Source organism: Sphingomonas sp. GW821-FHT10C01 (assembly GCF_059415525.1).
The window spans coordinates 259,492-272,842 of the sequence record NZ_JBWKNK010000003.1 but is presented as its reverse complement, the minus strand read 5'-3'; the positions used below and the strand labels follow the sequence as shown (position 1 = coordinate 272,842).

At 67.6% G+C, this 13,351-nt stretch carries 12 protein-coding genes; 2 read left to right on the top strand and 10 right to left on the bottom strand.

Features of this window, described 5'->3' with window-relative positions; translation table 11 throughout:
- Positions 1-35 precede the first annotated feature (35 nt).
- The 5 genes from AC07M1_RS15205 to AC07M1_RS15185 all read right to left on the bottom strand — a co-directional run bounded on the left by AC07M1_RS15205 (position 36) and on the right by AC07M1_RS15185 (position 4,951).
- Positions 36-761 carry a head GIN domain-containing protein gene (locus AC07M1_RS15205; protein WP_495163465.1) on the bottom strand — a complete coding sequence of 242 codons (726 nt, stop codon included), beginning with the start codon at positions 759-761 and terminating at the stop codon, positions 36-38.
- A gap of 122 nt (positions 762-883) precedes the next feature.
- Positions 884-1,417: a CarD family transcriptional regulator gene (locus tag AC07M1_RS15200; RefSeq protein ID WP_495163464.1), complete on the bottom strand. Its 534-nt coding sequence runs from the start codon at positions 1,415-1,417 to the stop codon at positions 884-886.
- Between the two features lie 309 nt (positions 1,418-1,726).
- Positions 1,727-2,068 (bottom strand): ferredoxin FdxA, encoded by a 342-nt coding sequence (gene fdxA, locus AC07M1_RS15195; protein ID WP_495163463.1) that lies wholly within the window; start codon positions 2,066-2,068, stop codon positions 1,727-1,729.
- 104 nt (positions 2,069-2,172) lie between these two features.
- The gene (locus AC07M1_RS15190) at positions 2,173-2,472 is read right to left on the bottom strand and encodes an RNA-binding S4 domain-containing protein (RefSeq protein ID WP_495163462.1); all 300 of its coding nucleotides are present in this window, start codon (positions 2,470-2,472) and stop codon (positions 2,173-2,175) included.
- Positions 2,465-4,951, bottom strand: a complete 2,487-nt coding sequence (locus AC07M1_RS15185; RefSeq protein WP_495163461.1) for a helicase-related protein — start codon at positions 4,949-4,951, stop codon at positions 2,465-2,467. The genes AC07M1_RS15190 and AC07M1_RS15185 overlap by 8 nt, the downstream gene beginning before the upstream one ends.
- Before the next feature lie 234 nt (positions 4,952-5,185).
- Here AC07M1_RS15185 and AC07M1_RS15180 point away from each other — a divergent pair, with 234 nt between their 5' ends.
- Positions 5,186-6,673: a M23 family metallopeptidase gene (locus AC07M1_RS15180; protein WP_495163460.1), complete on the top strand. Its 1,488-nt coding sequence runs from the start codon at positions 5,186-5,188 to the stop codon at positions 6,671-6,673.
- A gap of 10 nt (positions 6,674-6,683) precedes the next feature.
- Positions 6,684-7,373, top strand: a complete 690-nt coding sequence (locus tag AC07M1_RS15175; protein WP_495163459.1) for a LamG-like jellyroll fold domain-containing protein — start codon at positions 6,684-6,686, stop codon at positions 7,371-7,373.
- A gap of 39 nt (positions 7,374-7,412) precedes the next feature.
- Here the strand turns inward: AC07M1_RS15175 and AC07M1_RS15170 are convergent, their stop codons facing one another.
- The 5 genes from AC07M1_RS15170 to AC07M1_RS15150 form a co-directional block, all read right to left on the bottom strand.
- A complete protein-coding gene (locus AC07M1_RS15170; RefSeq protein ID WP_495163568.1) occupies positions 7,413-8,996 on the bottom strand; it encodes an ATP-binding protein in 1,584 nt (527 codons plus the stop codon).
- Positions 8,997-9,174: 178 nt separating this feature from the next.
- A complete protein-coding gene (locus AC07M1_RS15165; protein ID WP_495163567.1) occupies positions 9,175-9,897 on the bottom strand; it encodes a TIGR02186 family protein in 723 nt (240 codons plus the stop codon).
- Between the two features lie 41 nt (positions 9,898-9,938).
- Entirely contained in the window at positions 9,939-10,853 is a 915-nt protein-coding gene (locus tag AC07M1_RS15160) for a sulfite exporter TauE/SafE family protein (RefSeq protein ID WP_495163458.1), read from the bottom strand.
- A 61-nt stretch (positions 10,854-10,914) separates the two neighbouring features.
- Positions 10,915-11,916: a hypothetical protein gene (locus AC07M1_RS15155; RefSeq protein WP_495163457.1), complete on the bottom strand. Its 1,002-nt coding sequence runs from the start codon at positions 11,914-11,916 to the stop codon at positions 10,915-10,917.
- The gene (locus AC07M1_RS15150) at positions 11,913-13,292 is read right to left on the bottom strand and encodes a glycosyl transferase family protein (RefSeq protein ID WP_495163456.1); all 1,380 of its coding nucleotides are present in this window, start codon (positions 13,290-13,292) and stop codon (positions 11,913-11,915) included. Before AC07M1_RS15150 ends, AC07M1_RS15155 begins: the two co-directional genes overlap by 4 nt.
- Positions 13,293-13,351: the final 59 nt, after the last annotated feature.

Below are 13,351 nucleotides of genomic sequence, written 5' to 3'. Positions count from 1 at the left end.
CTGGCCGGCGGATGATGCCGTCCGTCCTTACTCGATCAGTTGCAGCGCGCCTCGCCCGAGCCCATCGCGCTGACCGAACATTTGGCGCCGCCGGTCAGCACGACATCGCCCGATCCCAGGATCGAGATATCGGCTTCACCGGTCACCTGGGCGCGGACGTTGCCGGACCCCGCGATCGAAATGTCGCCACGCGCCGCCTTGAGTCCGGCGGCGTCGATATCGCCCGATCCGGCGATCGAGGCATCGATCTCGCTGGCCTGGCCCGCCGCGATGCGCAGATCGCCCGATCCGGCGATCGACAGATCGGCCTTGCCGCCCGCGAACTGCGCGATGCTGAGATTGCCGGAGCCCGCGATCGAGGCGTCGAAATTGCCATCGGCGCGGTCGACGGTCATGTCGCCCGATCCGGCGACGCTGGCGCTGAGCAATTTGGGGAGCGTGACGATGATCCTCGCGCCCTTGTCGCCGCCCCATTTCCAGTTGTCGTCCTTGCGGCCGATGCGCAGCGTGTCGCCGTCCTTGCGGATTTCGAGCTGGTCGAGCAGCGCGGTGTCGCCCTCTGCGGTGACCTTGAAGGCGGGACCGTTCCTGATCTCGACATCGTCGGCGCCGCGCAGCGACACTTCGGTGAAACCGGACACGTCGAAATTGCGGGTGCCGCCCGATCCGCTGGGCTGGACGACGTCGCCGCTCATGCCGTTGGCGAAGTTGCAGGCGGTGAGCGGAAGGACCGCGGCGATCATGGCGAGGGCGAGTTTCAAGGCGACTCTCCTGTGTGTGTTGTTGTTATAATACACTCGCCGCGCGAGCGGCGCAAATGAAAAGGGCGGCCGTTGCGGGCCGCCCCTTTCGGTTCGACGCATGCGCCGCTCAGGCCGTAGCCTTATGCGGGCACCTTGTCCTTGTTGTAGATCGCGGCAGCGGCGCGCAGGATGTCGAGCAGCTTTTCGAGCGCGGCCTTCTCGTCGATCTGTTCCATCGCGGCGAGCTCACGGGCGAGGCGCGACGCGGCGGCTTCGAAGATCTGGCGCTCCGAATAGCTCTGCTCGGGCTGGTCGTCGGCGCGGAACAGGTCGCGGACCACTTCGGCGATCGACACCAGATCGCCCGAGTTGATCTTCGCTTCATATTCCTGGGCGCGGCGCGACCACATGGTGCGCTTGACCTTGGGCTTGCCCTTGAGCGTGTCGAGCGCCTCGCGGAGCGTCTTGTCGCTCGACAGCTTGCGCATGCCGACGCTCTCGGCCTTGTTGGTCGGCACGCGGAGCGTCATTTTCTCTTTTTCGAAGCGGAGGACGTACAGTTCGAGCTGCATCCCCGCGATTTCCGACTTCTGGAGTTCGATCACACGGCCAACGCCGTGCTTGGGGTAAACGACATAATCGCCGACATCGAAGGACAGCGCCTTGGCAGCCATGTGTGGGAAGCCTTTCTAATCAACGTGGCCCCTTTTGGATTGCGCGTATCGCCCGGTGTGGTTACCGGGACGAAGACACGAGATCGGGGCAAATCAACAACGGTCTCCAGTACCGAAACGCGATTCCTCGCGTCCGGCGCGCTGTTTAACACAGATGAAATAATATTACCACCCCGGAATCCTGGGATTTCGGGTTGCTGCGCCGCGATATATGGCCTGGTTCAGCTTGTGCTGAACGCAGTACCGCCCTCCGTGGCCTTTCCAACGATGCTACAGCCGGTCGTCAGACCGGTTCAAATAAGAGGGACCTCAGTCGCCGGCGCCGGGTTCCGGCGAGAAATACGCGTCGTACTTGCCCTCTTTGCCCTTGAACTCGTCCGCGTCCGCCGGCGTCTGGCCGGCGTTGCGCGTGACGTTGGGCCATTGCGCCGAAAAGGTGTTGTTGAGCTCGAGCCACTGCTCCAGTCCACTCTCGGTATCGGGCAGGATCGCTTCGGCGGGGCATTCGGGCTCGCACACTCCGCAGTCGATGCACTCGCTGGGGTTGATGACGAGCATATTCTCGCCCTCGTAGAAACAATCGACCGGACACACCTCGACGCAGTCCATGTACTTGCAGCGGATGCAGGCATCGGTGACGACGTAGGTCATGGCGGTTTCAGGCCCCTGGAGCGCCCAACGCGGGCGGTGAACCTGTTCCTGCTATGCCCGTGCTCGGGGCGCGTCAATCAAGAGACGCTTTCTGCGATACGTTCTCAAATTTCAGGCTTTTCCGTCGGTGATACCGGACCTGGGAGCAATTCCTGATACAGAGCGGCGGCTTCGGGCGCGGGGCCGCGGCGGTGCGGCAGCGCCTCGACGCGCAACACGCGCACCCGGCCGCGCAGCGGGAAGGCGATGACCGATCCCACCCGCACCTGCGCCGAGGAGCGTTCGATCCGCCGCCCGTCGAGCCGCAGCGTCCCCGCTTCGGCCATCTCCTGCGCCCCGCCCCGGGTCTTTACCAGCCGTGCGAACCATAGGAACCGGTCGAGCCGCATCGCGGGTTCAGTCATCGACCAGCTCCGCGAGCGCGGCAAAGGCATGGGCCATCGAGGTGTCGCGCGGCGGTGCCTTGGGCTTCGCCAGCGGGGTCAGTCCCTTCCACACCCAGCGTTGCGGCTCGCCCTTGGGGGTGCGGACGCCCTGAAAGCCGATCTGCGTCATCAGCCGGGCAAGCGTGTCGGGGGCGAGGCCCATCGAGGTCGCGAGCGCGGGGTCGGGGGTGAAGGGGGCGCGGCCCTTGCGGGCATCATGCGCGGCATGGGCGATCCGCTCGGCGAGGTCGATGCGCACCGCCTGTGCGCCGAAGGGCCGGAAGCCATAGTCGAGGGTCGCGCCAGGAGCGCCGCGGGGAAGGACGGCGGCGCCCTCGGCCGGGGCCTGGGCGAGGGCGAGCAGCGCGCGGCGCGCGGCGGCGGCGCGGGGTTTGAGCAGGGCGGGTGCGAAGATATCCAGCGTGCCGATGATGACCCCCGCCTTGCGCAATGTCTTGCGGTCGTTGGGGTCGAGTGCCTCGATCTGCGCTCCGGCAGCGCGGCGGGGGAGCAGTCCGCCCGCCTCGACCAGCACACCGGCGAGCGCACGCACGCGCGGACCGGCGGCTTCGTCGCGGCTCAGCGCGTCGATCTTGGCGAGATCGGGGAGGTCGGCGGCGATACGATCGGCGAACCAGTGCTTGATCCGTTCCTGCGCTGCGGCGCGAACGCGCGCATCGAGAATGTCGAGCGCACGGTCGAGGCGGATACGCGGGCGCACGGGGTTGGCTGCTGTTTCGAGCGTCGCGACCGCCACGCCACGCCACAGGATCGCCGCCGTATCGAGCGTGAACTCATCGTCCGCCGCGGCGACGAGCGCCTCGCCCCGCTGCCGCAGTTCGGCGGCCAGTCCCTTTTCGGCGGCGGCGAGCAGCATGCGCTTGTCGGCTGCCCGTGCGCCGGGTTCGACCGCGAAACGGAAGCCGTGGAGATGGCCGAGGACATGCTCCTCGACGCTGACCTCGCCTTCGGGACCGACCACGACGGGCAGATGCGATGCGCCCGCGCCGATCTGGCGGAGCAATACGGTCGTGCGCTTGTCGACGAAGCGCTGGGTCAGGCTGGCGTGCAGCGCATCGGACAGCTTCTCCTCCAGCGCCTGGGTGCGCTCGGCCCAGTGAAGCGGCTCGGCGAGCCAGTCCGAACGCTGCGCGATATAGGCCCAGCTGCGGGCGGCGGCGATGCGTCCGGCGAGCGTTTCGACATCGCCGTCCATCCGGTCGAGCCGGGCGATCTCGTCGGCGAACCATTGGTGCGGGATATGGCCGCTGCCTTCGCTCAAATGCTTGAAGACGCGTGCGACGAAGCGGGCATGGGGATCGGCGCCGAGCTTGCGGAAATCGGGGAGGCCGCATGCCGCCCATAGCCGGGCGACGCCGCGCGAGGAACGGACGCGCTCGCGTACCCAGTCCTCGCCCGCCAGCCGTTTGAGTACGCCCAGGTCCACCGCTTCCGGCGCGGCACGCAGCACGGGGGAATCGGGCTTGCGCTCGAGGCTGGCGATCAGTGCGTCGATGCTGGCGATATCGGGTTCGCCCTCGCGCCAGAACAAATGACCCAGCGCGGGGACATGGTGATCCTCGATCGCGCGGATCTCTTCGGGCGTGAAGGCGCCAGGCCCTTCCTCGACCAGCGCGCCGAAGGTGCCGTCGCGCTGGTGCCGCCCGGCGCGGCCCGCGATCTGCGACATTTCGGCGATGGTCAGGCGGCGCTGGCGCTTGCCGTCGAACTTGTTGAGCGAGGCGAAGGCGACATGGCCGACGTCGAGGTTGAGGCCCATGCCGATCGCGTCGGTGGCGACGAGGTAATCGACCTCGCCCGACTGGAACATCGCGACCTGGGCGTTGCGGGTGCGGGGAGAGAGGGCGCCCATCACCACCGCCGCGCCGCCGCGCAGACGGCGTAGCGCTTCGGCGACGGCATAGACCTCCTCGGCCGAGAAGGCGACGATGGCGGACCGCTTGGACAGGCGCGACAGCTTCTTGGCCCCGGCATAGCGCAGGGTCGAGAAACGCGGGCGCGCGACGATCTCCGCGTCAGGCACCAGCTTCTTCAGAACGGGACGCAGCGAGTCCGATCCGAGGATCATCGTCTCGTCGCGGCCGCGCGCGTTGAGGATACGGTCGGTGAAGACGTGACCACGCTCGGGATCAGCGCCGAGCTGCCCCTCGTCGATCGCGACAAAACCGACTTCGCGATCGGTGGGCATGGACTCGGCGGTACACAGGAACCAGCGCGCACCGGGCGGGACGATGCGCTCCTCCCCCGTGACCAGCGCGACTTCCTTCGGCCCCTTCATCGCGACCACGCGGTCATAGACCTCGCGTGCCAGCAGGCGCAGCGGGAAGCCGATCATTCCGCTCGAATGGCCGCACAGCCGCTCGATCGCGAGATGGGTCTTGCCGGTGTTGGTGGGACCGAGCACCGCGGTGACCGGGCTGTTCGAAAAGCGGCTCATTACGCTGCCAAGATCGGTCGATGCGGTGGACTGCGCAAGTGCTTCCGTGCCCTGTTTCGGCACATCGAACGCCCCATCCGTACCACCGCACGACTCGCCGCAATCGCCAGAATCTGCTAGGTACTTAATTTGACTTTAGGGACTCGGTTCCACAACGATTCCAACAAGCCGCCAGGTGGCTGGTGGCGACGGGGTTGGGGACGGCGCACCTTGTTTTTGCGCAATGATCATGGGGTGGAGCAAGCGGGCGGCGCCAATGCGCGCTCGTTCGGTCGCGCGCTCGTGATCCGGAAGACCACGCTGGCCGACCGGTTCCGTGAGCGGTTTCCCGATTTCGACCTTGTTCCCGACCTTGGCTCACGCATCGGCAGCGGCGAATGGTTCCGCGGCGTCGTGACTTGCGGCGGCCTGTGCACCCTGGCGGTGCTGCTTTCGCCCGGATTCGAGCGGCCGATCTATGCCAATGTCCCCGCCGCGCTGACCGGCGCCGATGCCGATATCGCGCATGCACAGGCGATCGCACCGCTGGCGGCCGGATCGACGACCGGCACCAAGCTTGGCGCGACCAATCTGGTCGCCAATCTGACTGACACGCCCGAGCGACCGATCCTTCAGAGCACGGTGACATTGGGCGGCGGAGGCGCGTTGCAGGCGGCGTTGACTCGATCGGGCGTGGGTAGCGCCGACGCGGCGCGGGCCGCCAATCTGGTCGCGGGCGCGGTATCGCTGGGCGATCTCAAGTCCGGCACCCAGCTCGACCTGACGCTGGGGCGGCGCATGGACAAGGCGCAGCCGCGCCCGCTCGAAAAGCTGGCGTTCCGCGCGCGCTTCGATCTCAGCCTCGAACTGGTGCGCAGCGGCGGCGGCCTTGCGCTCCATGAAATCCCGATCGCGATCGACCATACCCCGCTGCGGATCCGTGGTCGGGTGGGCGACAGTCTTTATCGCTCGGCGCGGGCCGCCGGCGTTCCGGCCAAGGCGGTCGAGGCCTATATCCGATCGATCGCGACGCGCGTGCCGATCGGCCGCGTCGGCGCCGACAGCGAGTTCGATATCATCGTCGAACAGGCCAAGGCCGCGACCGGCGAGGTGCAGATGGGCAACCTCCTTTATGCCGGGTTGAACGGCGGCGCGGGGAAGCTGCAGCTGGTCCGCTGGGAAGAGGATGGCCGCACCACCTGGTATGACGGCCGCGGCACCGGCGAGCGCAAGGGGCAGATGGCGATGCCTGCGGCGGGCCGGATCAGCTCGGGTTTCGGGCTGCGGCGCCACCCGGTGCTGGGCTTCTCCCGCATGCACAAGGGGCTCGACATCGCGGCGGGCTATGGCTCGCCGATCCGCGCGGCCAACGACGGCACCGTCGCCTTTGCCGGACGCAACGGCGGTTACGGTAATTTCGTGCGGCTCAATCACAGCGGCGGCATGGGCAGCGGCTATGGCCATATGAGCCGGATCGCGGTGAGCGGCGGTCAGCGCGTCACGCGCGGGCAGGTGATCGGCTATGTCGGATCGACCGGCATCTCGACTGGACCGCATCTTCATTACGAACTCTACCGCAACGGCGTCGCGATCAATCCGCGCTCGGTCTCCTTCTCGGTCGTCCAGGCGCTGAGCGGCGGCGATCTGCGCGAGTTCAAGGCCAAGCTCGCCCAGTTGCTGGCGGTGCCGGTGGGCGGGGCGCGCAACAGGAAGACCGAGAACGACGGCGCCGGTGCGAACTGATCGCCGGACAGTGTTGATCGGTGGCGGCGGCGCGCTGCTCGCCAGCCTGTCGCCCGCTGCGGCGAAGGGGGGCGATCCCGAGATCTGGACGTTCGATTCGCTCAGCCGGATCGGCGGTTTGAAGCCCCGGATCGAAGGTGAGCCGAAGCTGATCGACAGTCCGCTGGGCAAATCAGTGGCGTTCGATGGCGCGAACGATGTGCTGTTCCTTGACCGGCATCCGCTGGCGGGTGCGGCGCGCTTCACCTTCGAGGCGCTGTTCCGTCCCGATGGCGGCGCGTTCGAACAGCGTTGGTTCCATCTCGAGAGCGGTGCGAACGCTGACCCGACCGCAAAGACCGGTACGCGGATGCTGTTCGAGATCCGGGTCGAGGGGAGCGAATGGTATCTCGACACCTTCATCCTTGGCCCCGGCTATCGCCAGCCGCTGATCGTGCCGGAAAAGCGCTTCCCCGTCGGCCGCTGGCATCATGTCGCGCAAAGCTATGACGGGACGACCTATCGCGCCTTCGTGAATGGCGCGCTGCAGGCCGAGGCCGCGCTGGCCTTCACGCCGCAGGGGCCGGGCCGGGCGTCGGTCGGCATGCGGATGAACAAGGTCAGCCCGTTTCGCGGCGCGGTGCGGCAGGCGGCGTTCACCCGCGGCGAGGCGCTGGCGCCGGAGCGTTTCGTTTTACCGATCCCGAAGGGCTCTATTTGAGAATGCGCCATTGGCGCAGTTCAGCGACGCTGAGACAAACTAACGCCCCTGGGAACGCCAGCGCTTGATGATGCGCTCCAGGCTGGCGTCTTCTCCCCCGGAATGGCGCCAAAGTTCCGAGAACAGCGGATCGCTGGATGCGGGCCGCTTCGCTTCCTCAAGCGAATCGAAGGCGACGCGGACCGGGGTGGCGACGCCTTCGCCGACCATGATCGCCTCACGGTTACGCAGCGCGGGGATCGAATCGAGGAAGCCGCGCGCGCCTTCGGGCATGGCGGCGCGGACAAACGCCTGGTCGCGGTCGTTGTTGAGGCGCATCGCGATGATCGTGCCGCACTGCGATAGCACGCCTTCGGCCAGGTCCGACGGGCGCTGGGTGATCAGGCCCAGCGAGACGCCGTATTTACGGCCTTCCTTGGCGATCCGGCTGAGGATGCGGCCGACCGAGGAGCCGTCGGCGTTGCGCTCATTGGGCACGTAGCGGTGCGCCTCTTCGCAGACGAGCAGGATCGGGCGCTGCGATTCGCCGCGCGACCAGATCGCATAGTCGAACACCATGCGGCTCAGAACGGCCACCACGACGGACGTGATTTCGGACGGCACGCCCGACACGTCGATGATCGAGATCGGCTTGCCGTCGCCGGGCAGGCGGAAGACGCGGCTGATGAAGCTTGCCATCGTATCCGCGACCAGCATGCCCGAGAACATGAAGGCATAGCGCGGATCGGTCTTGATCTCGTCGATCTTGCCCTTGAGGCGCAGATAGGGGGCGGTGTCGGTCGCCTTGTCCATCTTGCCCATCTCGTTCTGGATGATCGTGGTGAGATCGGACAGGAGATAGGGGATCGGAGCGTCGACGGTGAGCTTGCCGAACTCGGCGGCGAGCCGATTCTTCTGCTTCGCCATCAGGATGCACTTGGCGAGAATATCGCCATCGATCTGGCGGTCCGAGCCTTCGGTGGTCAGGAAGACCTCGCAATGCTCTTCGAAGTTCATCAGCCAATAGGGCATGGCAAGGTTCGACACGTCGAACAGCGCGCCGTTGGTCTTGAACGCCGCCGAATATTCGCCGTGCGGGTCGATCATCACAACATGGCCCTGCGGCGCGAGTTCGCAGATACGGTGGAGGATCAGCGCGGCGCTGGTCGACTTGCCGGTACCGGTCGAGCCGAGCAGCGCGAAATGCTTGCCCAGCATCGCGTCGATATAGAGCGCGGCGCGGATTTCCTTGGTCGGGTAGACATTGCCCACTTCGATATGCGGGCGGTCGTCGGCGGCGTAGATCTGGCGCAGGTCAGCGGTCGATACGGGGAAGACGTTCGTGCCGGGGGACGGGTAGCGTGTCACGCCGCGGCGGAAGCCATACAGCTTCCCGGTCAGCTTTTCCTCGACGCCCTCGCCAAGGAAGTCGACCTGGGCGACGATGCGGCCGTTCTGGTCATCGTAGCGCAACGAACGGACGCTCGCGACGAGCCAGGACGAACCGGACCGCATCTTCACCTGGCTACCTACGGTGCCGGCATTGGCGATCGCTGGATCGGCGCTGGTGGAGAAATGCTCGAGGGCGGTGGGATCGAAAACGACCTCGCTCGACGCGCCACCGATCGCGAACACGGCGCCCATGCTGCTCGCCGACGCACCACCACCGGGCGCCGCCGCGTGGGACGCGGGACGGATCGTGTCGAAATTCTGTCCGCCCATATCCTCGGTCGTCAAGGCAAGCTCCCCCGGTTCAACCGCACGGATATGGAGCATTCAAGGTAAATAATGGGTTCGCGTGGAGCGTTTTAGGTTGCGGTCCCTAGAAGCGCCGCCAGATCGCGCCCGCCGCCCAACCGAAGAAGACCGAGAGCAGCACGGCGGCCATGCCGTAGAGTATCGAGGATTTTTCCGCGGCGCGCGCGACCCAGCGTTCGAAGCCCGATTTGCGGATGTCGATCTCCCGCACCGCGGCGGCGAGCACGCGGCCGTCACGGATCAGGAAGGTTTCGGCGGTGAAGCGGCCGACGGGCACGCGAGCGGGGATGTTGACCCGGCCGCGATAGAGGACGCCGTCCGAAATCTCGACCGTACCGGGCGCCTCGTAATAGAGGCCGGTCCGCTTCTTGAGATCGACCAACCCCGCGTCGAAGCGCGCCTGCACCGCCGGAACCGCGCCCGAAGCGGGGGAGAGCTGAAGACTGTCCAGGCCAAGCTCATAGATAGCACGGGTCCGCGCGTCGACGATGTCGCGGATCGGGCGCGAGGAGGCGACCGCGTAGAAGGAGGGGGCCGAGCGGTAGCGGGTGCGGTCGGCATTGACCCAGATGCCGGCGATCTTCTGCTTCTCGCGCACCAGCACCGATTCGGTCGGCCCCTTCACCACAACGACGATGTCGGCGGGCGGCTCGCCGGGCTGCGCGGCGCTGCCCCCGGCATGGACGATCGCGCCGAACAGCAGCAGGTCGGCCCCGGTGAACGAATAGGCGATCTCGATCTCGCGCTGCGAAACGTCGGGGACGAGGACCGGCTTGGCCTGACCCATCAGCAGCGGCGCGGCGAGCGCCAGGATGAGGGTGAGCTTCTTCACCCCGGCGTCACCGTGAAGATCTCGTCGGGGCGCCAGGCGAGGCCGAGCACCATACGCAGTGCTACGAGCAGCACCATCACGGCGAGGACGAGGCGGAGATATTCGGGCTTGGCCTTGGCCGCGAAGCGCGCGCCGAGCTGAGCGCCGACCACCGATCCGAGCAGCAGCAGCACGGCAAGGACGATGTCGACCGCCTTGGTCGTGACCGAGTGAACCATCGTCGCCGCGGCGCTGACGAACAGGATCTGGAACAGCGAGGTGCCGACCACGACCTGTGCCGGCATGCCGAGCAGATAGAGCATCGCCGGGATCAGGATGAACCCGCCGCCGACGCCGAGCAGCATGGTCAGGATGCCGGTCGCGAAGCCGAGCAGCAGCGGCGCGAGTGGAGAGATGTAGAGGCCCGAGCGGTAGAAGCGCCAGCGCAGCGGCAGCGCGGCGACCATCGGGTGGTGGCGCCGTCGTTTCGCCTTGGGCGCGGAACCGGCGCGTTGCGCACGGATCGCGCCCAGCGATTCCGAGAGCATCAGCCAGCCGATCGAGCCGAGCATCAGGACATAGAGGATCGCGATGACGGTATCGATCTGCCCGCTCGCCTGAAGCAGCTTGAACAGCAATGCCCCGGCCCCCGATCCGAGCACGCCGCCGGCGATCAGCACCGCGCCCATGTGAAGGTCGACGCCCTGCCGGCGCAGGTGCGCGAACACGCCCGACACGCTCGCTCCGGTGACCTGGCTGGCGGAGGAGGCGGCGGCGACGGTGGGCGGGATGCCATAGACGATCAGCAACGGCGTGGTGAGGAACCCGCCGCCGACGCCGAACATGCCCGACAACAGCCCGACGCCCAGCCCCAGCATCACGATCACGACCGCGTTGACCGAAAGATTGGCGATGGGGAGGTAGAGATCCATGGGCAGGCTATGCCTAGACCCTCAATGGGGCGTGCGGAAGGCGGATGGACGCGAAAACTTGCTAGAAGTCGGCGCCCAGGCTGAGCGCGGGGCCGGAACCGGGGCGGGCGTCCCCCGCGACACGCTCGCGCCAGTCGATCGCGACCCGTAGCGCATTGTCGCCGACGGGTACGCTGGCGATCGCGCTGGGACCGACATCGAGCCGTGCGGCGCCACGCTGTGCCGCGCCCCACACCCCCGCGCCCACATCGATCCGGGCGCTGCCGGCGGTGGCGATCTGACGCGTGATGCGCAGCGCGCCATCGGCAAAGGGATCGATGCGCGTACGGGCGATGACACCCGCCTGGCCATAGGCTTCGAGACTGAAGTCGAGTGGGAGCGGCACCGCATGGATGCCCGCAACCACGCCCACCGCCGGGCCGCCGGGCGTTCCGTCCAGGCCCGCGCGATATTCGGCGACGACGCGGACCGGCGCGGCGGTCGGCTGCCACTCGATGCCGGCGGCGGCCTCGCTACCCCGACCGGCGAGCGGGGCGGTCAGCCGTGCGAACAGGGCGATGCGCCCGCTTCCCGGATGATAGGCGATGCGCAACCCCGCCTGGTCGCCGCCGAGCATCGGTCCGCTCGCCGAACTCCCGCGCCGAGTGATCAGCCAGGCGCTGGCCGACCAGCGCGAAGGCTGAGCGGCGTGCGGGAGCGAAGCGGGCGGCGCGGGGCGGGGTAGCGCGCCGGGCGGGACCCCAAGAATCTCCTCGCGCCCGAAGCCGATCAGCCCGAGCATCGCAAGGTTGGCACGTGCGGGATCGGCGGGTCGCACTGCGGGGCCGGTGGCGATGAACTGAGCGCTGGGGACCGCCATCGCGATGGGTGCGCGGGGCTGCGCCGCCGGCAGGTTGCGGCGTGGGGCCGGCGCGGTGGCCGCCTGTGCGGGGAGCAGGGGGAAGGCGGCCTCGATCGCCTGGGGCAGCGTCGCGCCTTCGGGCCAGAGCATGATCGTCCGCGTACTCGCCCAGCCGATGGCCACCAGCGCGACGAAACGCAGCGGGCGCCCCCGGCCGTTCACGCGGCGCCGCTTTCGCCGGGTTCGGGGAAATGATGTTCGGTCTTCTCCCATACCGGCCGTTTGCCGCGCAATGTGGGCAGATAGATCGTGATCGCGCGCCGTGCCGCGAGGAGCGCGACCAGGTTGGCGACGAACAGCCGGGGGAGTGACAGCAGCGCCTCGACCGGCCCGAAGGCATGGGCGGTGAATCCCAGCCGCATCGCAATCCGCCAGCCGAGCAGCACAAGGTTCACCGCCAGCAATGTCGCCGGTGCGCTGTCCAGCGCGGGCAAAGGGATTCCGGTCATGAGGTGGATGCCGAGCGACAACCCCCAGGCGAGGAGCGCGAGATAGGCGATGGCGAGGACGGGAATCGCCAGCGTCGCGCGCCGGTCGCGCATCCGCATCCAATGTTCGCCAATCGAACCGCCGCGTGCCCAGCCGGTCCGGTCCCATCCTGCAAGCGCGATCCCGGTCATCCAGCGCGCCTTTTGCCGGACCGCCGCACGCAACGACGCCGGGAAATAGGCACGGACGGCAACGAGGTCACCGTTGCGGTCATAGGCGCGTGCGAGCTTGGTCCGTCCGCCCATCGCCGCGACGGTCAGGCCCAGCTCATAGTCCTCGGTCAGGCTCGATTCGTCGAACGGGCACCCGCCGCGCGCCGCTGCGATGCGTTCGAGCAGCGTTCGGTCGATCGCGCAGCCGACCCCGGCAAAGGGAAGCGCCGCGCCCAGCGCCTCGCGCACCGCGAGGTTCTTGGCATGCGCCTCGGCGAATTCGTCGAGATAATGGCCGGCGATCAACGGCGAGCGCGGATCGGGGAGCGGGAGGACGGGGATCTGGACCGCCTGATGATCGGCCAGCCATGCGGCCATCACGCCAAGCTCGTCAGGGTGCACCACATCCTCGGCATCGTGCAGCACGATCGCGCGGGCCGGGCCTTCGTCCGCTTCGTCGCGCAGCAATGCGCGCCAGACGGCGTTGAGGCAGTCGGCCTTGGTCGTCGGGCCGGGCAGTGGGTTGATGACGATCCGGACGCGCGCATCCGTGGCGGCGACGTCGGTGACCGCGGCGAGGGTCGCGGGATCATTCGGATAGACGCCGACATAGATGCGGTAGTCGGCATAGACATAGCGTGCGAGCGCGGTGTGCAGCATCGGGCCGATCACCCGCGCCTCGTCCCAGGCGGCAACGAACACCGCCATGCCGCCCCCGTCGCGTCGCGGCGCGCGTTGCGGTTCGGGCCGCCACCATCGCCGCAACCGCGATCCGAAATAGGTGAGATCGACCATCAGATCGTCGAGGCCGCCGATCAGGAATCCGATCGCGGCGAACAAAATCGCCTCGCGCGCAACGGCATCGATCGCCGAAATGATCGCGTCGACGTCAGGCAACCCTGTTCCCCCTCCCCCGAGTCGGATCAGCGATTGTCCGATTCGGAGGAATAAGGATC